The 20,340-nt window shown below is 73.5% G+C and carries 19 protein-coding genes; 11 read left to right on the forward strand and 8 right to left on the reverse strand.

Translation table 11 applies throughout. From position 1 onward, the window contains the following. Nucleotides 1–39: 39 nt before the first annotated feature. On the reverse strand, nucleotides 40–765 hold the full coding sequence (locus J7523_RS11515) for an EAL domain-containing protein (protein WP_291886433.1): 726 nt from the start codon (nucleotides 763–765) through the stop codon (nucleotides 40–42). Between the two features lie 212 nt (nucleotides 766–977). Between J7523_RS11515 and J7523_RS11520 the strand changes: the two genes are divergently transcribed. Together J7523_RS11520 and J7523_RS11525 are read left to right on the forward strand one after the other, a co-directional pair. Next, on the forward strand, nucleotides 978–1,118 hold the full coding sequence (locus J7523_RS11520) for a hypothetical protein (RefSeq protein WP_291886435.1): 141 nt from the start codon (nucleotides 978–980) through the stop codon (nucleotides 1,116–1,118). Nucleotides 1,119–1,274: 156 nt separating this feature from the next. After that, the gene (locus tag J7523_RS11525) at nucleotides 1,275–2,600 is read left to right on the forward strand and encodes a helix-turn-helix domain-containing protein (protein ID WP_291886437.1); all 1,326 of its coding nucleotides are present in this window, start codon (nucleotides 1,275–1,277) and stop codon (nucleotides 2,598–2,600) included. Between the two features lie 118 nt (nucleotides 2,601–2,718). On the opposite strand, the gene rpsT is transcribed toward J7523_RS11525, so the two are convergent. Both rpsT and J7523_RS11535 read right to left on the reverse strand, forming a co-directional pair. Further along, complete coding sequence (gene rpsT / locus J7523_RS11530) at nucleotides 2,719–2,979, reverse strand: 30S ribosomal protein S20 (protein ID WP_291886439.1); 261 nt, start codon at nucleotides 2,977–2,979, stop codon at nucleotides 2,719–2,721. Between the two features lie 161 nt (nucleotides 2,980–3,140). Further along, the gene (locus J7523_RS11535; RefSeq protein ID WP_363266887.1) at nucleotides 3,141–3,680 is read right to left on the reverse strand and encodes a type II toxin-antitoxin system PemK/MazF family toxin; all 540 of its coding nucleotides are present in this window, start codon (nucleotides 3,678–3,680) and stop codon (nucleotides 3,141–3,143) included. Between the two features lie 80 nt (nucleotides 3,681–3,760). Here J7523_RS11535 and J7523_RS11540 point away from each other — a divergent pair, with 80 nt between their 5' ends. From J7523_RS11540 to J7523_RS11550, 3 genes are read left to right on the forward strand one after another with little or no spacing between them, the layout of a single operon-like run. Beyond that, nucleotides 3,761–5,344 carry a circularly permuted type 2 ATP-grasp protein gene (locus tag J7523_RS11540; RefSeq protein ID WP_291886442.1) on the forward strand — a complete coding sequence of 528 codons (1,584 nt, stop codon included), beginning with the start codon at nucleotides 3,761–3,763 and terminating at the stop codon, nucleotides 5,342–5,344. Beyond that, a complete protein-coding gene (locus J7523_RS11545; protein ID WP_291886445.1) occupies nucleotides 5,338–6,267 on the forward strand; it encodes an alpha-E domain-containing protein in 930 nt (309 codons plus the stop codon). The genes J7523_RS11540 and J7523_RS11545 overlap by 7 nt, the downstream gene beginning before the upstream one ends. A 49-nt stretch (nucleotides 6,268–6,316) precedes the next feature. Next, nucleotides 6,317–7,156: a transglutaminase family protein gene (locus tag J7523_RS11550; protein WP_291886448.1), complete on the forward strand. Its 840-nt coding sequence runs from the start codon at nucleotides 6,317–6,319 to the stop codon at nucleotides 7,154–7,156. A 9-nt stretch (nucleotides 7,157–7,165) separates the two neighbouring features. Here the strand turns inward: J7523_RS11550 and J7523_RS11555 are convergent, their stop codons facing one another. Continuing rightward, the gene (locus tag J7523_RS11555; RefSeq protein WP_291886450.1) at nucleotides 7,166–7,876 is read right to left on the reverse strand and encodes a maleylpyruvate isomerase family mycothiol-dependent enzyme; all 711 of its coding nucleotides are present in this window, start codon (nucleotides 7,874–7,876) and stop codon (nucleotides 7,166–7,168) included. 107 nt (nucleotides 7,877–7,983) lie between these two features. On the opposite strand from J7523_RS11555, the gene lepA reads away from it, so the two are divergent. Together lepA and hemW are read left to right on the forward strand one after the other, a co-directional pair. Then, a complete protein-coding gene (gene lepA / locus J7523_RS11560) occupies nucleotides 7,984–9,864 on the forward strand; it encodes a translation elongation factor 4 (RefSeq protein WP_291886453.1) in 1,881 nt (626 codons plus the stop codon). Then, nucleotides 9,861–11,099 carry a radical SAM family heme chaperone HemW gene (gene hemW / locus J7523_RS11565; protein ID WP_291886456.1) on the forward strand — a complete coding sequence of 413 codons (1,239 nt, stop codon included), beginning with the start codon at nucleotides 9,861–9,863 and terminating at the stop codon, nucleotides 11,097–11,099. Before lepA ends, hemW begins: the two co-directional genes overlap by 4 nt. A 24-nt stretch (nucleotides 11,100–11,123) precedes the next feature. On the opposite strand, the gene J7523_RS11570 is transcribed toward hemW, so the two are convergent. Further along, nucleotides 11,124–11,504 carry a DUF4870 domain-containing protein gene (locus J7523_RS11570; RefSeq protein WP_291886459.1) on the reverse strand — a complete coding sequence of 127 codons (381 nt, stop codon included), beginning with the start codon at nucleotides 11,502–11,504 and terminating at the stop codon, nucleotides 11,124–11,126. Nucleotides 11,505–11,779: 275 nt separating this feature from the next. On the opposite strand from J7523_RS11570, the gene J7523_RS11575 reads away from it, so the two are divergent. Then, nucleotides 11,780–12,889, forward strand: a complete 1,110-nt coding sequence (locus tag J7523_RS11575) for a hypothetical protein (RefSeq protein WP_291886462.1) — start codon at nucleotides 11,780–11,782, stop codon at nucleotides 12,887–12,889. A gap of 49 nt (nucleotides 12,890–12,938) precedes the next feature. Here the strand turns inward: J7523_RS11575 and J7523_RS11580 are convergent, their stop codons facing one another. Next, nucleotides 12,939–13,796 carry a DUF3097 domain-containing protein gene (locus J7523_RS11580; protein ID WP_291886464.1) on the reverse strand — a complete coding sequence of 286 codons (858 nt, stop codon included), beginning with the start codon at nucleotides 13,794–13,796 and terminating at the stop codon, nucleotides 12,939–12,941. A 123-nt stretch (nucleotides 13,797–13,919) separates the two neighbouring features. Here J7523_RS11580 and hrcA point away from each other — a divergent pair, with 123 nt between their 5' ends. From hrcA to J7523_RS11595, 3 genes are all read left to right on the forward strand, one after another. Continuing rightward, nucleotides 13,920–14,945 carry a heat-inducible transcriptional repressor HrcA gene (gene hrcA, locus J7523_RS11585; protein ID WP_291886467.1) on the forward strand — a complete coding sequence of 342 codons (1,026 nt, stop codon included), beginning with the start codon at nucleotides 13,920–13,922 and terminating at the stop codon, nucleotides 14,943–14,945. Between the two features lie 76 nt (nucleotides 14,946–15,021). Continuing rightward, a complete protein-coding gene (gene dnaJ / locus J7523_RS11590) occupies nucleotides 15,022–16,149 on the forward strand; it encodes a molecular chaperone DnaJ (RefSeq protein WP_291886470.1) in 1,128 nt (375 codons plus the stop codon). A gap of 2 nt (nucleotides 16,150–16,151) precedes the next feature. Next, the gene (locus J7523_RS11595) at nucleotides 16,152–16,916 is read left to right on the forward strand and encodes a 16S rRNA (uracil(1498)-N(3))-methyltransferase (RefSeq protein ID WP_291886473.1); all 765 of its coding nucleotides are present in this window, start codon (nucleotides 16,152–16,154) and stop codon (nucleotides 16,914–16,916) included. 5 nt (nucleotides 16,917–16,921) lie between these two features. Here J7523_RS11595 and ppdK read toward each other — a convergent pair whose 3' ends face one another. Next, nucleotides 16,922–19,630 carry a pyruvate, phosphate dikinase gene (gene ppdK, locus J7523_RS11600; RefSeq protein WP_291886475.1) on the reverse strand — a complete coding sequence of 903 codons (2,709 nt, stop codon included), beginning with the start codon at nucleotides 19,628–19,630 and terminating at the stop codon, nucleotides 16,922–16,924. 117 nt (nucleotides 19,631–19,747) lie between these two features. Next, complete coding sequence (locus J7523_RS11605; RefSeq protein WP_291886478.1) at nucleotides 19,748–20,272, reverse strand: Gmad2 immunoglobulin-like domain-containing protein; 525 nt, start codon at nucleotides 20,270–20,272, stop codon at nucleotides 19,748–19,750. Between the last annotated feature and the right edge of the window lie 68 nt (nucleotides 20,273–20,340).

The following is a 20,340-nucleotide window of genomic DNA, read 5'->3' on the forward strand; positions in this document are numbered from 1 at the left end:
CTGACGCGACGATCTGGCATCGGAGCAGCGGACCGCAGGTCAGAGGCTCACGCGACGGGCGCCGGCCCGGTCGAGCACGCCCGCACGCTCCAGCAGGTTGCCCTGGAAGAGGGTGAAACCGAGGCTCCGCGCGTGACGGAGGGTCTCCGGGTTCTCGACGTACTCGGCCACGAGCAGGGCGCCGTACGAGCGTGCGACGTCCACCACCGGGTGGCCCTCGACGTCCAGGTCGCGCACGTCGATCTTCACGAAGTCGGCGTGGGGGAGCAGGCGGCGCTGGTCGGCGGTGTTCACGAACGACGGGACCGCGATGCGGAAACCTTCCTCGCGCAGCCGCCGGACGCCGGCGAGGACGGCCGGGTCGACGTTCATGTCCGTCACCTCGATGACGAGGCGGTCGGGGCGGCGCGGGACGGGCAGCTCGCCCACGAGGTAGGCGCGCGGGCACCGCACGAACAGGAGCCGTCCGTGCGCGACGTGCTCGAGGTCGGCTCGTCCGAAGGTGGCACCGAGGACGTGGGCGGTGGCGCGTTCGTGCTGGTGGGCGCTCCACGAGCCCGCGGAGACCGTCAGCAGGTCCGGCGACCGGAAGGACAGCTGGTAGGCGAAGGCGCGGCCGTGGGAGGAGAAGATCCCCTGACGCGCGACGAGCACGGGCTCGTGGGCGACGTGCCGGTCCCATTCCTGGCGGAGCGCGCTCGGGATCGCATCCTCGACGGCTGCTGCCAGTCGTGCGAGTCGCCCGTCGGCCTCGTCCGGTGTCATGGGAACTATGACACCACAACTTCAGCGTTGTGAACCGCCGGATCGCGGGTGGATTTCGCTCGATTCGCGCAGGATGATCTCGACAGCCCTGCAGAGGTGTCACCCTGTCCTCTCCACGGGTGACGGCGCCCGGAATCCGGAGACAACCTGGAGCCGGTGGCGTCATCATGTACTTGACCTTCTACGTGCCCCACATGACAGGAGCCTCGCCCATGTCCCGTCCTCTCAAGAACACCGCCGTAGCCTTCGCGTTCCTGATCTTCCTCGGCCTCGGCGGGGGAACGGCCCTCGCGGACGGCGCAAGCACGCAGACGGGTGGCGCCTCCGGGTGCTGCCGTCAGCTCACGGAGTGACCTGAGCACCAGGGTCGTTCCCGGGGCGCGGCGACGGAGCCGGCGTCCCCCGGGAACGACCCGTCCGCGGACCGCGACCTGGACGTCGGCTGTGAGATCGACCCGGGCGGGCGTGGGTGGTGGACAGATTCGGCGTCACACATACAATGACTTGACATGACGACCATTGCTGACCGGGTGCGCGAGGCCCGGCTCGCTGCAGGACTCTCCCAGACCGCCCTCGCGGGGTCGGCCTTCTCCCCGAGCTACATCTCCCTGATCGAGGCGGGGCACCGCGAACCCACGGACGCAGCGCTGGCCGTGCTGGCCGGTCGGCTCGGAACGACGCTCGAGTACCTCCGTCACGGCGAGGACGGGCCGAACGAGGCGCGGACCCGGCTCGAGATCGACTACGCGCGGCTCGACATGTCGCAGGGCGACGCGCCCGCGGCGCTGCGCCGGCTGCAGAGCCTCGACCTGGACGTCATCACGCCCGCGCTGCGCGTCGTCGCCCTCACCGCGATGGCACGCGCCCACGAGTCGGTAGGTGAGCTCGAGGAGGCCGTCGCCATCCTCGAGCCGCTCCTCGCGGACGCCCGTGAGCGGGGCAACCACCTCGAGGCCGCCAGTCTCGCGACGGCCCTCGTCGGCTCGTACATGGACGCGGGCGACCTGCACCGCAGCGTCGAGGTCGGGGAGCGCGTGCTCGCGGAGCTCGAGCAGGCGGAGCTCGCCGGGGTGGACGAGCACCTGCGGCTCGCGTCGACGGTCCTGTGGTCGTACGTCGAGCGCGGTGACCTGCTCTACGCCACGCACCGCGCCGCGGAGCTGATCCGGCTCGCGGAGTCGCTGGGGACCCCGCGGGGTCGGGGGAGCGTCTACTGGAACGCCGCCCTGGTGGCAGAGCAGCGTCGCGACTACGAGCTCGCACAGCGCTACACCGAGCGTGCGCTGGCTCTGCTGGCCGAGGGCGGAGAGCCCGACCGTGACCTGCCGCGACTGCGTCTGAACTACGCGTGGCTCCTGCTGCGCTCCGAGCCGGCCGAGCCTCGGGAGGCCCTCGAGCAGATCGAGCGTGCGGCGCCCGACCTGGCGCTGCTCGGTTCCGAGCTCGACCTCGCGCGGCTCGACGTCGAGCGTTCGCGTGCGCACCTGCTGCTGGGCGACCTCAACGCGGCCGACGCGTTCGTCAACGCCGCGCTCGAGCGGCTCGGCGAGCCGCCGCGTCTCGAGACGGCGGTCGCGCAGCTGTCGCTCGGCGACGTGCGGCACGCGCAGGGTGACGCCGACGGTGCGACGCGTGCGTACCAGTGGGCTGCCGACATGCTCGGCATGATGTCCGCGTCCCGCCAGTCGGCGGCGGCGTGGCGTGATCTCGGCGACCGGTTCGTCCGTCAAGGCGACACGGCCGCCGCCGCGCAGGCGTTCGACAGGGCGCTGCGCGAGGCCGGTTTCCGGCCGTCGGTCCCGCTCAGCAGCTGGGAGACCTGGTCGCTGACCTGATCGGGCTGGACAACAGTGAAGGCGTCACCCCGCAGGGGGGGTGACGCCTTCACTGTTGTCGTCTCGGGCGGGTGGTGCCGCCGGAGGGCCGACCGAGGTGCCCCGGAGGGGCAGCGACTCAGAGGGCCGCGACGGCCTTCGCCAGCGCCGACTTCTTGTTGGCGGCCTGGTTGGAGTGGATGACACCCTTCGAGACGGCCTTGTCGAGCTTCTTCGACGCCGTCACGAGCGCGGCCTGGGCCGCCTCCTTGTCACCAGCGGAGACGGACTCGCGGACGCGACGGACGTGCGTCTTGAGCTCCGACTTGACGGCCTTGTTGCGCAGGCGCGCCTTCTCGTTGGTGTTGATGCGCTTGATCTGGGACTTGATGTTGGCCACGTGTGGACTCTCTTGTGCGTTCGCCGAAGCGATCTGACAGGTCGTAGAGGGCGCGCACAGCTCCGGGACTGGGGCGTGGGGACACCCGCGGAGAGGAGCTGGGCTTGTGCCCGCCGACCCGGGCGGACACGCGATTCACCATGCTACCAGCCGCTGCGCCCTCACCGAGACCCGCGTGCGTGTGGGCGCCGGCCGTCATCCCCGAACGACAGTGCCCGCGCGACCTCGTCGAACAGCGTGCGGTCCAGCACGGAGCCCTCGCGGCGCACTGCCTGCGGGTCGACCCGCAGGACCCGGTCGAGCCGGACCTCGCTCGGCCGGCCCTGCCGGTCCCACGCGCCGGGTCCGAGGTCCATCCAGCGCCGGCCCCACCGCGCCTCGTCGGCGGCGTCCCGGGTGTGGTCCTTGCTGGTGAGCATGAGTGCGAGCAGGACCCCGCCGTCGCGGCCCACCACGAGAACCGGCCGGTCCTTGCCCTGGGACGGGTCGTCCTCGTACGGCACCCACGTCCACACGACCTCGCCGGGATCGGCGACACCGTCGGGCGACGGCGAGTACTCGACGCGGACGGGGCCGTGGTGGTCGGGCAGCGCGCGCGGTGTCGTCGGCGTGGCGGGCGTCGTCGGGCCGGTCCGGCGGGACGATCGGACGGCACCGACCAGGCGTCGCAGGGCAGAGGTCACACGGCTGGTCACGGCCACGGCGTCGACGGTACCGGCACGTCGTGCGGCCCGGGTCCCGACGTAACGCACCGTTGACACGCCAGGGTTACTGTCACGCCATGGCGGACCTGTTCGACGACTACCCGGCGGGGCCGGCCTGGGACGAGATGATCGGGCCGGGCGGCGACCCGAGGCCCGCCTACCAGCGCGTCCACGAGGCGTTCGCGCAGCTCTCGGCCGGCGAGCTCCAGGGCCGGGCGGACACGCTCGCCCGCTCGTACATGGCCCAGGGCGTGACGTTCGACTTCGCGGGCGAGGAGCGGCCGTTCCCGCTCGACGTCGTGCCGCGCGTCATCGCGGGCAGCGAGTGGGAGCAGATGGCGCCCGGCGTCGCCCAGCGGGTGCGCGCCCTGGAGGCGTTCCTCGCGGACGTCTACGGGCCGCAGCGGGCGGTCGCCGACGGCGTCGTGCCGCGGTCCGTGATCGTGTCGTCGACGCACTTCCACCGGGCCGCCCGGGGGATCCAGCCGCCCAACGGCGTGCGTGTGCACGTGTCCGGCATCGACCTGGTCCGCGACGGCGACGGCGACTGGCGGGTGCTCGAGGACAACGTGAGGGTGCCGAGCGGCGTCAGCTACGTGCTGTCGAACCGCCGCGCCATGGCGCAGACGTTCCCCGAGGTGTTCGCGTCGATGCGGATCCGCCCGGTCGCGGACTACCCCCGGCGGCTGCTGGCGGCGCTCACCGCCGCGGCGCCCGCCGGCGTGGACGAGCCGACCGTCGTCGTCCTCACGCCCGGCGTGTTCAACTCCGCGTACTTCGAGCACTCGCTGCTGGCCCGGTCGATGGGCGTCGAGCTCGTCGAGGGGCGCGACCTGTTCTGCGCGAGCGGGCGGGTGTGGATGCGGACCACGCAGGGGCGGCGCCGGGTCGACGTGATCTACCGGCGCGTGGACGACGACTACCTCGACCCCGTCGCGTTCCGGTCCGACTCGCTGCTCGGCAGCCCGGGCCTGCTGACGTGCGCGCGCAACGGCACGGTCACGATCGCGAACGCGGTCGGCAACGGCGTTGCCGACGACAAGCTCGTCTACACGTACGTGCCCGACCTGGTCCGGTACTACCTCGGCGAGGAGCCGATCCTCCCGAACGTCGACACGTGGCGCCTCGAGGACCCGGGTGCGCTCGAGGAGGTGCTGGACCGCCTCGACGAGCTCGTGGTCAAGCCCGTCGACGGGTCGGGCGGCAAGGGGCTCGTCGTCGGGCCGGCAGCGTCGCGTGCCGAGCTCGCCGCGCTGCGCACCCGGCTCGTCGACGACCCGCGCGGGTGGATCGCGCAGCCGGTGATCCAGCTGTCGACCGTGCCGACGCTCGTCGACGACGGGCTGCGCCCCCGGCACACCGACCTGCGGCCGTTCGCGGTCAACGACGGCGAGAACGTCTGGGTGCTGCCCGGCGGCCTCACGCGAGTCGCGCTGCCCGAGGGCCAGCTCGTCGTGAACTCGTCGCAGGGCGGCGGGTCCAAGGACACGTGGGTGCTCGGCGGTGCCGTCCCGAGGCGGGCGGCCCGGCCGTCCGACCTGCCGCACCCCGTCCCGGTCGACGCGGCGGTGCCCATCGACGCGAACCCGAACGACGTCCGCGCGCAGGTCATGCAGCAGCAGCAAGGGCGCACCCACGAGGACGGGGGCCGCCCGTGCTGAGCCGCATCGCCGAGTCGCTGTTCTGGATCGGCCGGTACGTGGAGCGGGCGGACGACACGGCGCGCCTGCTCGACGTGCACGTGCAGATCCTGCTCGAGGACCCGTGGGCCGAGGAGGACCTCGCCTGCCGGTCGCTGCTGTCCGTCATGGACCGGCCCGCGCCGCCGACGCACCTCGAGGTCGGCCGCGAGTACGTGCTCGACATGCTCGCGTACGACCGGTTCGCGCCGTCGTCCATCGCCGGGTCGCTCGTGTCAGCCCGCGAGAACGCCCGCCGGGCCCGCGAGATCATCTCCACCGAGCTGTGGGAGTGCCTCAACACCACCTGGAACCAGCTCCCGTCGCACATGCGCCCGGCCCGACCGCACGACTACTTCACGTGGGTCCGCGAACGCGCCGCGATCGTCGCCGGGATCATGGACTCGGCCACGTCGCGCGACGACACCTGGCAGTTCATGGTGCTCGGCCGCTCCATCGAGCGGGCCGACATGACGGCCCGCCTGCTGACCACGCGGGCCCTCGCCGGCTCCGCGGGGCCGAGCTGGACGACGCTGCTGCGGTCGTGCGGCGCGCACGAGGCGTTCCTGCGGACCTACCGGGGGACGGCGTCCGACCAGCGGGCCGCCGGGTTCCTGCTCCTGGACCGGCTCTTCCCGCGGTCGATCGTCTTCGCGCTCAACCAGGCGGAGACGTGCCTGTCGCTCCTGGAGCCGGTGGCCGACCGGTCGTCCGTCGACGACGCGCGCCGGCACATCGGCTTCGTGCGCACGAGCCTGGAGTACCGGCCGCTCGACGAGGTGCTCGACGACCTGCCGAAGGCGATGGAGCAGGTGCAGCGCGCGTGCTCCGCGGCCTCGGACGCGATCCGCGGACGGTACTTCCCCTCGGGGTCGGCGACGCACTGGGTGGGAGAGGCGCTGTGAGCGCGCCGGAGGGCGCCCGCGCCCGCAGGTTCGCGAACGAGGAGACGCTGTGACCAGGTTGCGGGTCGTGCACACGTCGACGTTCCGGTACGCCGGGGCCGTCGTCGCGTCGTACAACGAGGCGCGGATGACGCCGCTGTCCCAGCACGGGCAGACGGTGGTCGAGTCGCGGATCGACGTGCAGCCGCACACGTGGTGGCACGAGTACCGGGACTACTGGGGCACGGCGGTGACGGCGTTCGAGGTGCTGACGCCACACGAGTCGATGGTCGTGACTGCCGAGCACGTCGTCGAGGTCGCCCCCCGCGGGCCCGTCCGGTCGCCCGCCGGGTGGGACGTGCTGCGCGGCCCGGAGCTGCGCGACCGGCTCGCGGAGTTCCTGGCCGACACGGCGACGACCGAGCCGCCCGAGGAGGTCGTCGAGCTCGCGCGGACGGCCGCGGCGGACCTGGAACCGGCGGAGGCCGCGCTCGCGGTGAGTGCCGCGCTGCGCGACGCCCTGGAGTACATCCCGGGCGTGACGACGGTGCACACCCCGGCCGCGGAGGCCTGGGCCGCGCGGGCGGGCGTGTGCCAGGACATCGCGCACCTCGTCACCGGGGCGCTGCGGGCCATCGGGATCCCCGCACGGTACGTGTCGGGTTACCTCCACCCGGACCAGGGGGCGGACGTCGGCACGACCGTCCTCGGTGAGTCGCACGCGTGGGTCGAGTGGTGGGTCGGGGAGTGGTTCGCGTACGACCCGACGAACCGGACCGTCGCGGGCGAGCACCACGTGGTGCTCGCGCGGGGCCGGTCGTACGACGACGTGCCGCCGCTGCGCGGGATATACGCGGGTGCGGGGACGCAGGACGCCGACGTGCAGGTCCGGATCACGCGCGAGGCGTGACCGGGCCGGTCACGGGGTGAGGCGGCGGCTCAGGGCGTCGTCGAGCGCCGCGGCGTCGCCGTCGACCGTCAGCCGCGGGTCCGTGGCCGTCGCGCGTCCCCACAGGAGCAGCGCGAGCACCTCCGCGGGTCCCGTGACCGTCACGGACGGCTCCGCGACGGTGCGCGCCCCGAGCAGCCAGCCGCGGCCGGCGTCCTCGGCGACGAGGCTGATCGGCGCGGTGAGCGGCTCCATGCGGCCCATCCGCTCCTGCCGCGGCTGCATGACGGTGACGACCTCGTCGACGGTGTCCGCCCAGGTGGACGACGGCGCGCCGAACTCGAGGCCGCCGGCGGTCCGCAGGTCCCACAGGTGGACGAGCGTCTCGTGCGTCTGACGGCGGCGCCAGAAGGCGGCGGTCCCCGTGCCCAGGAGCGTCCGGGACGGCGCGTCGGGCCCGAGGGCGGTGAGCGTGTCGCGCAGCTCCGCCGCGCACGACTCGTAGAGCTCGTCGAGCACGAACGGTCCGCGGCCGAGCGGCGTCTCGCGCGAGCGGCGGGCCTCGGCGGCGGCCCAGTGGTGGATGCGGGACAGGTGCACGACCAGGTCCCGGACCCGCCATCGCCCGCACCAGGGCACCGGCGTCGTCGGGTCGACCGCGGGGATCGTCGCGAGGAACTCGTCCTGCAGGCCGCCGAGGATCGTGAGGTGGTCGAGGGCGTCGCCCAGGTCCGTCGTCATGGGACCATGGTGACGTCGACCGCCCGCACGCCGACAGGCGCGGACCGGTCGCCGACCGTCCATCCGGCGCCAACGTGCGCCCACCACGAACCCGGGAGCAGTTCCGCGTGTCCCCGATCCCGAGCGCCGCCGCCGCATCGCGCATCAGCCCTGCGGCCACCGCGCCCGAGCTGCTGCGCAACTTCTGCATCATCGCGCACATCGACCACGGCAAGTCGACGCTGGCCGACCGCATGCTCCAGCTCACCGGCGTCGTCGACGCGCGGGCCATGCGCGCCCAGTACCTCGACCGGATGGACATCGAGCGCGAGCGCGGCATCACGATCAAGTCGCAGGCCGTGCGCATGCCGTGGGGCGTGGACGGCAACGCGTACGCGCTCAACATGATTGACACGCCCGGGCACGTCGACTTCACGTACGAGGTGTCCCGGTCGCTCGCCGCGTGCGAGGGCGCCGTGCTGCTCGTCGACGCCGCACAGGGGATCGAGGCGCAGACGCTCGCGAACCTGTACCTGGCGCTCGAGAACGACCTGACGATCATCCCGGTGCTCAACAAGATCGACCTGCCGGCCGCGCAGCCCGAGAAGTACGCGGAGGAGCTCGCGAAGCTCATCGGCGGAGAGCCCGAGGACTGCCTGCGGGTGTCCGGCAAGACGGGCGAGGGCGTCGAGGCGCTGCTCGACCGGATCGTCGAGCTCGTGCCGTCGCCCGTCGGCGACGCGGACGCGCCGGCCCGGGCGATGATCTTCGACTCCGTGTACGACACCTACCGCGGCGTCGTCACGTACGTCCGGGTCGTCGACGGCAACCTCAACCCGCGCGAGCGCATCGCGATGATGTCGACGAAGGCCACCCACGAGCTGCTCGAGATCGGCGTGATCTCCCCCGAGCCGGTCCCGACCAAGGGCCTGGGCGTCGGCGAGGTCGGCTACCTCATCACGGGCGTGAAGGACGTGCGCCAGTCGAAGGTCGGCGACACCGTCACGAACGCGGCGAAGCCGGCCGCCGAGCCGCTCGGCGGGTACTCCGACCCCAAGCCGATGGTGTTCTCGGGCCTGTACCCGATCGACGGCTCCGACTACCCGATCCTGCGCGACGCCCTCGACAAGCTGAAGCTCAACGACGCCGCCCTGAACTACGAGCCGGAGACCTCGGTCGCCCTCGGGTTCGGCTTCCGCGTCGGGTTCCTCGGCCTGCTGCACCTCGAGATCATCCGCGAGCGGCTCGAGCGCGAGTTCGACCTCGCGCTGATCTCGACGGCCCCGAACGTCGTCTACGACGTCGACCTCGAGGACCGCACGACGGTCCGCGTCACGAACCCGAGCGAATTCCCCGGCGGCAAGATCGGCGCGGTCCACGAGCCCGTCGTCAAGGCGACGATCCTGGCCCCGTCCGAGTTCATCGGCGCGATCATGGAGCTCTGCCAGACCAAGCGCGGCGACCTGCAGGGCATGGACTACCTGTCCGAGGACCGCGTCGAGATGCGCTACACGCTGCCGCTCGCCGAGATCGTGTTCGACTTCTTCGACCAGCTGAAGTCGAAGACGCGCGGCTACGCGAGCCTCGACTACGAGCCCATCGGCGACCAGGTCGCCGACCTCGTCAAGGTCGACATCCTGCTGCAGGGCGAGACGGTCGACGCGTTCAGCGCGATCGTGCACAAGGACAAGGCGTACGCCTACGGCGTGATGATGGCGACGAAGCTCAAGGAGCTCATCCCGCGCCAGCAGTTCGAGGTGCCGATCCAGGCCGCCATCGGCTCGCGGATCATCGCGCGCGAGACCATCCGCGCGATCCGCAAGGACGTCCTCGCCAAGTGCTACGGCGGCGACATCACCCGCAAGCGCAAGCTCCTCGAGAAGCAGAAGGAGGGCAAGAAGCGCATGAAGACGATCGGCCGGGTCGACGTGCCGCAGGAGGCCTTCATCGCCGCGCTCTCGAGCGAGCCCGCGGGGTCGGCCGGCGGCAAGGACGCGAAGAAGAAGTGAGCCCCGCGCTCCCCGAGGGGGACGTGGCACCCGACGACGGTGCGCTGCCGGCATCGGCCGCCGTGGGTGCCGCCGGGCGCGCGTTCGGGGTGTACCTGCACGTGCCGTTCTGCAGGGTCCGGTGCGGGTACTGCGACTTCAACACGTACACCGCGACCGAGCTCGGCGGTGGCGCGTCGCAGGCGGCGTACGCGGACACCGCGCTGCGGGAGATCGAGCTGGCCGCGGGCGTGGTCGCCGACCTGCCGCCGCGTCCCGTCAGCACGGTGTTCGTCGGCGGCGGGACGCCGACCGTGCTGCCGGTGCCGGACCTCGCCCGCATGCTCGGCGGTGTGCGCGACGCGTGGGGGCTCGCGGACGGCGTCGAGGTGACCACGGAGGCCAACCCCGACTCGGTGACGCCCGAGTCGCTCGCGGCGCTCGCGGAGGCCGGCTTCACGCGCGTCTCGTTCGGCATGCAGTCCGCCGTCCCGCACGTGCTTGCGACGCTCGACCGCACGCACGACCCGCGGCGCATCCCGGACGTCGTGCGCTGGGCCCGCGACGCCGGCCTCGCCGTGTCGCTGGACCTCATCTACGGCACGCCGGGGGAGTCGCTCGACGACTGGCGCACGTCGGTCGAGACCGCGCTCGCGACGGGCGTCGACCACGTCTCCGCGTACGCACTCGTCGTGGAGGCCGGCACGCGGATGGCCGTGCAGGTGCGCCGCGGCGAGCTCACGCTGCCCGACCAGGACGACCAGGCCGCGAAGTACGAGCTCGCCGACGACCTGCTCGCCGCCGCCGGCCTGCACTGGTACGAGGTCAGCAACTGGGCGCGGACCCCGGCCGACGAGTGCCGTCACAACCTCGCGTACTGGCGCGGGGACGACTGGTGGGGCGTCGGCCCCGGGGCGCACAGCCACGTCGGCGGGGTGCGGTGGTGGAACGTGAAGCACCCGCGCGCGTACGCCGACCGGCTCGCCCGTGGGCTGAGCCCGGCCGCCGGGCGGGAGGTCGTGGACGGCGAGTCGGCTGCGCTCGAGCGGCTCATGCTCGGTGTGCGGCTCGCGGAGGGGATGCCGCTGGACGAGCTGCCCGCACCGGCACGGACCTCCGTGGCCGGCCTCGTCGCCGACGGGCTCGTCGACGGCCCGGCCGCGCTGGGACGCACCGCCGACGGCGGTCGGCGCGTCGTCCTCACCCGGCGCGGCCGGCTCCTCGCCGACGCCGTGGTGCGGACCCTCGCGGCCTGACGCCGGCTCACCGCCCCGTGCGGGTCAGCGCACCAGCTCGAGCGAGAACGGGTAGCGGTACGAGCCGCCCCGCTGGACGGCGAGCGCCGCGAGGATCGACAGCACGAGGCTGATGATGGAGAGCGCGATGAACGCGATCCAGCCGATGATGCCGATGCCCGGCAGCGCCTGGACGATCCTGCAGGCCACCAGGCCGATCAGCACGGTGATCTGGAAGTTCAGCGCGACGCGTCCGTTCTCGGCGGCGACCCCGCCGCGCTCGCGGTACACCAGCCAGACGACGAGCGCCGCGACCCAGCCGACCCAGAAGTACGCGAGGATCCCGCCGAGGTGGGCGACCATCGCCCACGTGCGCTGGTCGGTCGCCTCGGACGGGCGGTGCACCGGCGGGTACTCGTTCGACATCGGGTGACTCCTCGGTGTGCGTCGCGTGCCGCGGTGGCCCGCGGCCTGGGAGCCTATCGACGGTTCGTCGCGCCCGCGCCCCGTTCCGACCGTGCGACCTGCGGCCCTGCGTCACCGGTCCCCGCGGCGGTGTCCGGTATGCCCCGGCGGCGAGGTTCCTTGACACGGCATCGCGGCTTCGGTTCGGTTGTGCGCAGGAACGTCCGGGCGGGGCAGTCGGGACCTCCGAGCACAGACCCGTCCGGCACGACCAGGCATGGCCTCGAAGGAGACGCATGACCGAGAACCCCGGCGGCACGCCGCCGCGCGACGACGAGCCCGACGCGGCGGCCGCACCGCCGCCGCCCGAGCCGCCCCGGCCCCCCGTGCCGGACGAGCCCGAGGTCCCCGGCGCCGTGCCTCCTGGCGCGGACGTCCCGCCGCCACCCGCACCGCCCACGCCTCCGGTCGCGCCGCCGCCTCCTGCGCAGGCGCCGCCCGTCTACCCGCCCGCAGGTGGGCCGCAGTACCCGCCCGCAGGCGGCCCGCAGTACCCGCCCGCAGGTGGCGCGTACCCGCCGCCCGCAGGTGGCGGCTACCCGCCACCGCCTCCGGCAGGCGGCTACCCGCCGCCCCCGGCCGCCGGCTACGGGGGGCCGGGCACCAGCCAGTACCCGCCGCCGCCTCCCGGCCAGTACGGGCCGCCGGCCGGTGGCTACCCGCCGCCGAGCGCCGCGACCCCGCTGGGCGAGGCGCTGTCGTACGGCTGGAACAAGTTCACGCAGAACGGCGGCACCTTCATCGGGGCCGGCCTGCTCTGGATCCTCGGCGCCGGTGTCGTCGGCTTCCTGCTGTCGCTGATCTTCGGCGGGTTCGCGTCGCTGTTCGACAACGGGCGCGGGTACGGGGGCTTCAACCTCGGGTGGATCGTCCTCGTGGCGTTGTGGTCGCTGCTCGGGTTCGTCGTGGAGGCCGTGTTCATCCGGGCGGCGCTGCGCGTCACCTACGGGCGGCCGATCTCGCTGAGGGACTTCTTCGACTTCTCCGACCTCGGCCCGGTCGTCCTCGCTGCGCTGCTGCTGGCCGCGATCAACCTCGTGGTCGGGCTCGTGTCGTGGATCCCGCTGATCGGCTGGCTCATCGCGGTCGCGGTGAACTTCTTCCTGTTCTTCACGCTGTTCTTCGTGATCGACAAGAAGCTCCAGCCGACCGACGCGATCCGGGCGAGCGTCGACCTGATCCGCGCGAACCTCGCGGCCACGGTCCTGTTCGTGCTGGTCTCGTACCTGATCATCGCCGCGGGCTTCGCGGTGTGCTTCGTCGGTCTGTTCGTCGCGCTCCCGGTCGTGCTCCTGGCGAGCGCCTACTTCTACCGGCGGCTGCTGGGCGAACCGATCGCGCCCTGACGTGCCAGACCGAGGCGGCCGTCGCGGGGTTCCCGCGGCGGCCGCCTCGTCATGCGGTGACGAAGTCGATGAGCTCCTCGACGCGGCCCAGCAGGCTGGGCTCGAGGTCGGCGTAGCTGCGGACGGTGCCGAGGATCCGCTTCCAGGCGTGCGCGACGTCGGCCTGGTCCGCGGCGGGCCAGCCCAGCTCGCGCAGGATGCCGTGCTTCCACTCGGTGCCGCGCTCGATCGTCGGCCACGCGGCGAGGCCGACGCGTTCGGGCCGGACGGCCTGCCACACGTCGACGTAGGGGTGCCCGAGCACCAGGACGGAGCCGGCAGGCGCCGCGCGCACGGCGTCGGCGGCGATCCGGCTCTCCTTGGACCCGGCGACGAGGTGGTCGACGAGCACGCCGACGCGCCGGCCCGGACCGGGGGCGAACTCACGGATCGCGTCGGGCAGGTTGTCGACGCCGTCGAGCAGCTCGACGACGACGCCCTCGAGGCGCAGGTCGTCGCCCCACACCTTCTCGACGAGCTCGGCGTCGTGGCGCCCCTCGACCCAGATGCGGCTGCCGCGGGCGACCCGGGCCTTCGCGTCGTGCACCGCGACGGACCCGGACGCGGTCCGCGTGGGCCGGGCCGGTGCGGTGGCACGCACGGGGGCCGTGAGCGCGACGGGTTCGCCGTCGACCCAGAACCCGGGTCCGAGCGGGAACGTCCGGGTGCGGCCGCGTCGGTCCTCGAGCACGACGACGTGCATGCCGCCCGACTTCTCGACGCGCACGACCGCGCCCACCCACCCGGTCGTGACCTCCTCGACCACGAGCCCGGTCTCCGCGGGCTGCGGGCGCGAGGTGCGAGCAGGGCGGTGGTGGGAGGAGCCGGAGCCCCCGAGCACGTCCGAGCCGTAGCGGTCCTGAGTCACGCGGGCACTCTAGAGGGACGCGGGGCCGACCGCTCCGGGCTCGCCCGGCGCCCGGCGTAGGATTGGCACTCGTCCCGGGGGAGTGCTACCCCGGAGGGCAGGACCCGGCGTGAGGGAGGCGAGATGAGCGAGGACCGTCGGCTGGACGTGCTGCGGGCGATCGTCGAGGACTACGTCGCCACCCGCGAGCCTGTCGGCTCGCGTGCGCTCGTCGAACGGCACGCGCTCGGCGTCTCGCCGGCGACGATCCGCAACGACATGGCCGCGCTCGAGGAGTCCGGGTACATCGCGCAGCCGCACACGTCGGCCGGGCGCGTGCCGACCGACAAGGGCTACCGGCTGTTCGTGGACCGCCTGACGACCGTCAAGCCCATGTCGGTCCCGGAGCGGCGCGCGATCGGCGCGTTCCTCGAGGAGGCGCAGGACCTCGACGACGTCGTCGACCGCGCCGTGCGTCTCATCGCACAGCTCACGCAGCAGGTCGCCGTCGTGCAGTACCCGTCGCTGCGACGTTCCGCGCTCCGCCACGTCGAGCTCGTCCCCGTCGGTGTGCGGCACCTGCTGGTCGTGCTCATCACCGACACCGGGCGCGTCGAGCAGCGCACGCTCGAGCTCGGCGCGGACCTCGACGAGGTCGTCGTCGGCCAGCTGCGTGCGCGGCTCAACGTGAGCGCCGCGGGCCGTCGGCTCTCGGAGCTGCCCGTCGCGCTCGCCGAGCTGGCGGACGCGTTCGGTCCGGCGGACGCGCCGCTCGTCGAGGCCGTGGTCGGGGTCGTCGAGGAGACGCTCGCGCAGGAGAGCGAGGAGCGCGTGGTCCTGGCCGGCACCGCTCACCTCGCGCGCGGCGGCGCCGTCGACTTCGCCGGCAGCATCGGGCCCGTGCTCGAGGCGCTCGAGGAGCAGGTCGTGCTGCTGCGCCTGCTGTCCGAGATGGCCGAGGACAACGCGAGCGTCGCGGTGCGCATCGGCCGCGAGACGCAGCACGAGGGCCTCCTCGAGACGAGCTTCATCACGAGCGGCTACGGCGACGAGAACGGCACGTCCGTCGCCCGGGTCGGCTCGATCGGCCCGCTGCGCATGGACTACCCGGGCACGATGTCCGCGGTCCGCGCGGTCGCCCGGTACCTCACCCGGATCCTCGCGGGGTAGCTCCCCGTGCCCGACATCCCCCCGACGCACCCGTCCTCACCGCACGCCTGAGCGCAGGAAGCGAGCACAGCCTCACGTGACCGACTACTACGAGATCCTCGGGGTCCCGCGCGACGCCACGCCCGAGCAGATCAAGAAGGCGTACCGCAAGCTCGCCCGGGAGCACCACCCGGACGTCGCGGGCGAGGACGCCGCCTCGGAGGACCGCTTCAAGGACGTGTCGCGCGCGTACGACGTGCTCGGCAACCCGGAGAAGCGGCGCGCCTACGACATGGGCGCCGACCCGGCGTCGCCCGGCGGCGGCATGGGCGGCGGCTTCGGCTTCCAGGACATCTTCGAGACGTTCTTCGGCGCCGCGACCGGTGCGACCGCGCAGCGCGGCCCGATCCCGCGGGCACGCCGCGGGCAGGACGCCCTCGTCCGCCTCGACCTGGACCTCGCGGAGGTGACGTTCGGGGCGCACCGCGAGGTGCCCGTCGACACGGCCGTGCTCTGCCCGACGTGCGGCGGCTCGTGCTGCCGTCCGGGGACCGCGCCGCTCACGTGCGAGGTGTGCCACGGGCGCGGCTCGGTGCAGCGGGTCGCCCGCTCGTTCCTCGGCCAGGTCATGACGACGCAGCCGTGCGCCGCGTGCCACGGGTTCGGCACCGTGATCCCCGAGCCGTGCCCGGAGTGCTCGGGCGAGGGCCGGGTCCGCTCGCGCCGGACGCTCAGCGTCGACGTGCCGGCCGGTGTCGACACGGGCACGCGCATCAAGCTCACGGCGCAGGGCGAGGTCGGCCCGGCGGGCGGCCCGGCGGGTGACGTGTACCTCGAGGTGCGCGAGCGCAAGCACGACACGTTCGTGCGCCGCGGCGACGACCTGCACGCCACGATCGAGGTGCCGATGACGGCCGCCGCGCTCGGCACGCTCCTCACGCTGGACACCCTCGACGGTGAGCGCGAGGTCGACCTGCGTCCCGGCACGCAGCCCGCCCAGGTCGTCACGCTCAAGGGGCTCGGCGTCGGCCACCTGCACGCGTCCGGCCGCGGCGACCTGCACGTGCACGTCGACGTCCAGGTGCCGACCGCGCTCGACGACGAGCAGACGGAGCTGCTGCGCAAGCTCGCGTCGCTGCGGGGCGAGGAGCGACCCGAGTCGCGGCTCGCGACCGCGAGCTCCGGGGTGTTCTCGAAGCTGCGCGACAAGCTCGCCGGACGCTGAGGGTGAGCGCACCGGTCTTCCTCGCGGAACCCGGCACGTTCGCCGCGGTCGTCGCGGGCGGCACGTACCTGCTCGACGGCGCCGAGGGGCGGCACGCCGGCGTGGTGCAGCGTCGCAGCCCGGGCGAGCGGGTCGACGTGGTCGACGGCCGGGGCGTGCGCCTCGTCGGCACGGTGGCGTCCGTGGGCGCCGACGGCGTGGTGCTCGACGTCCTGGACGTGCTCGTCGAGCCCGCCCCCGACGTGGCGCTCGTGCTCGTGCAGGCGCTCGCGAAGGGCGACCGGGACGAGATGGCGATCGAGGCGGCGACCGAGGTCGGCGCGGACGCCGTCGTGCCCTGGCAGGCCGAGAGGTCGATCGTCGTCTGGCGCGGCGACCGGGCTGCGAAGAGCCGCGCGCGCTGGCTCGGCACCGTGAAGGCGGCCGCGAAGCAGGCGCGCCGCGCGCGGGTGCCCGAGGTCGGCACGGCGCTCGACACCCGCGCGCTCGCTGAACGCGTGCGCGCGGTCGTGGGCGCCGGGGGAGTCGCGCTCGTGATGCACGAGGAGGCAGCCGCGCCGATCGCCGACGTGGCGCTCCCCTCGGCGGCCGGCACCGAGTGCCTCGTGGTGGTCGGTCCCGAGGGCGGGATCGGCGACGCCGAGCTCGCGAGGCTGACGGACGCGGGTGCGCAGGCGGTGCGGCTCGGACCGCACGTGCTGCGGACGTCCACGGCCGGTCCGGTGGCGCTCGCGATCCTCGCGCAGCGGCTCGGCCGCTGGTCCTGACCGGCTCAGCGCGTCTCGACCCCCGCCTCCGCGACGGCCGCCCGGCCGGCCTCCAGCCGGGCCACCGGCACCCGGAACGGCGAGCACGACACATAGTCGACGCCGACGCCGTGGAAGAACCGGATCGACTCCGGGTCGCCCCCGTGCTCGCCGCACACGCCGATCGTCAGGTCCGGCCGCGTCGCGCGGCCCTCCTCGACCGCGATCCGCACGAGCCGGCCGACGCCGTGCTCGTCGATCGTCTCGAACGGCGACACCACGAGCACGCCGTTGTCGGTGTACTGCGCGAAGAACGCGCCCTCGACGTCGTCGCGCGAGAACCCCCACGTCGTCTGCGTGAGGTCGTTCGTGCCGAACGAGAAGAACGCGGCGTGCTCGGCGATCCGGCCCGCGGTCAGGGCGGCGCGCGGCAGCTCGATCATGACGCCGACGGGCAGGTCGAGCCGGACCCCCTCGGCGGCGCCGACCTCGGCCATGATGGCGACCGCCTCGTCGCGCACCAGGCGCAGCTCCTGCACGGAGCCGACGAGCGGGACCATGATCTCGGCGCGCGGGTCGCCGCCGTCCGCGAGCCGCCGGGCGACGGCCTCGCACACGGCCCGGATCTGCAGCGCGAACAACCCGGGGACCACGAGCCCGAGACGCACGCCGCGCAGGCCGAGCATCGGGTTCGCCTCGTGCATGCGCCGCACGGCCGCGAGCAGGCGCTCGTCCTGCGGCGACGGCTCGCCACGGGCCTCCGCGAGCGCGACCCGCACGGACAGCTCCGTGAGGTCGGGCAGGAACTCGTGCAGCGGCGGGTCGAGCAGCCGGATCGTCGTCGGGAGCCCGTCCATGGCGGTGAGCAGGCCGACGAAATCCTCGCGCTGCAGGGGGAGCAGGGCGTCGAGCGCCCGCTGCCGCTCGTCGGCGTCCTCCGCGAGGACCACGCGCTCGACGAGCACGCGCCGCTCCCCGAGGAACATGTGCTCGGTCCGGCACAGCCCGACGCCCTGGGCGCCGAGGCGCCGGGCCCGCGCCGCGTCGTCCGCCGTGTCGGCGTTCGCGTGCACGTGCAGCCGGCGGGTCGCGTCCGCGTGCCGCAGGAGGCGGTCCACGGCCTTGACCAGGTCGCGCGTGTCGTCGTCGGGCGCAGCCGCGAGCGCCGCGTCCAGGCCTTCGTCGAGGTACCGGCTCACCGGGGAGGGCGCGACCGCGACGTCGCCGAGGAACACCTCGCCGGTCGAGCCGTCGACCGCGACGGTGTCGCCCTCGTGCACCACGTGGCCGTCGACCCCGAAGCTGCGCGTCACGACGTCGATGTCGAGCGCCTCCGCGCCCACGACGCACGTGCGGCCCATGCCGCGCGCGACGACGGCGGCATGGGACGTCTTGCCGCCCCGGGCCGTGAGGACGGCGACCGCGGCGATCATGCCGCCCAGGTCGTCGGGGTTCGTCTCGCGTCGCACGAGCACGACGTCCTTGCCGGCGGCCGCCCACTCCTGCGCCGTCCGGGAGTCGAACACCGCGACGCCGACGGCCGCGCCCGGTGAGGCCGCCATGCCGCGCGCGAGCAGCGTCCGCTCGGCGGTGGCGTCGAACTGCGGGAACAACAGCTGCGTGAGCTGCTCGCCCGACACCCGTGCGAGTGCCTCGTCGAGCGTGATGAGGTGCTCGTCCACGAGCTGGGTGGCGATCCGGAACGCCGCGGCGGCGGTCCGCTTGCCGACCCGCGTCTGCAGCATCCAGAGCCGGCCGCGCTCGATCGTGAACTCGATGTCGCACAGGTCGCGGTAGTGCGTCTCCAGCTGCCGCATCGCACGGCGCAGGTCGGCGTACGCCGCGGGGTCCGTGCGTCCGAGGTCGGCGAGGCTGGACGTGTTCCGGATGCCCGCGACGACGTCCTCGCCCTGCGCGTTCGCGAGGTAGTCGCCGTAGTCGCCGGGCTGACCCGTCAGCGGGTCGCGCGTGAACGCGACGCCCGTGCCCGACGTCGGGCCCAGGTTGCCGAAGACCATGGGCACGACGTTGACGGCGGTGCCGAGGTCGTCGGGGATCCGCTCCTTGCGGCGGTACAGACGGGCCCGCTCGGTGTTCCAGGAGCGCAGCACGGCGACGATCGCGAGGTCGAGCTGCTCGCGCGGGTCCTGCGGGAAGTCGCGGCCGACGGCGTCCCGCACGATCTCCTTGTACGTGCCGACGAGCGCACGCAGGTCGGCGGCGTCCAGGTCGACGTCCGACGCGACGCCGCGTGCGCTCTTGGCGGCGTCGAGCGCGTCGGAGAACCGGTCGCCGTCGATGTCGAGCACCGTCCGGCCGAACATCTGCACGAGCCGCCGGTAGGAGTCCCACGCGAACCGTTCGTCACCGCTGAACGCCGCGAGCCCGTGCACGGTCTCGTCGTTGAGACCGACGTCGAGCACCGTCTCCATCATGCCGGGCATCGAGAACTTGGCTCCCGACCTGACGGACACGAGCAGGGGGTCCGTCGTGTCCCCGAACCGCCGGCCGAGGATGTCCTCGACGCGGCGCAGCGCGGTCGTGACCTCCACGCCCAGGCCGGGCGGGACCGTGCCGCTGCGCATGAAGTAGCGGCACGCCTCCGTCGTGATGGTGAAGCCCGGCGGGACGGGCAGCCCGAGCCGGGTCATCTCGGCGAGGTTGGCTCCCTTGCCGCCGAGCAGGTCCTTGCGGTCCTTGTCGCCCTGCGTGAAGTCCCAGACGTACGTGGCCACGGCGCACCTCCGCTGCGGGGCCGGGCCTCTCTGCACGGCCTCCACACCGCAGTCTCGTCCTGCCCTCGGGGCGACGCACAGGGACGAACGGCCCGCCCCGCGCCGGTGCGGGGCAGGTCAGGCGACCGTGAACGTCGCGCTCACCAGGTGGGACGAGGGGCCAGGCCCGGTCGCGCCGTCCTTCATGTCGGGCTCCCACACACGCACCGTCCACGCCCCGGCGGGGAGGTCGACCGTGAACGAGAACGGGCCGACCTCGCCGTTCGCCCCGGCCGTCGTCGAGCCCTGGTAGACCACGGCGGACGTGAGGTCCCCGGCCGGGTGGACGTCCCACGACAACGTGCCCTCGAACGCCGTCGCCGTGCCCGAGACGGTGACGGTCGGCCCAGGCACGGTCGACCCCGACACCGGCGCGGTGAGCGTGCTCGTGCCCGACTGGGCGACATCGCCGGACGTGTCGAGGGCCGTGGAGGTTCCCGTGGGGGTCGGTGCCGGCGAAGGCGCCGCCGTCGTCGGTGCCGACATCGGCGAGGTGGACGCGGTGTCGTCGGGCGTCGACGGCCCGTTGCCGCAGCTCGTCAGCACGAGCGCCGTCGCGGCGGCGAGCACCAGCGTCATGGTGGTCGGACGGTGCCGGACCATCGGCGTCCTCCAATGCGCTCGGAACCGCGGGGGTGGCGGCTCGTAGACTGGTGTGGTCGACGTGCGAC

Source organism: Cellulomonas sp. (genome assembly GCF_017744555.1).
In the GTDB taxonomy this organism is placed as follows: Bacteria; Actinomycetota; Actinomycetes; order Actinomycetales; family Cellulomonadaceae; genus Cellulomonas.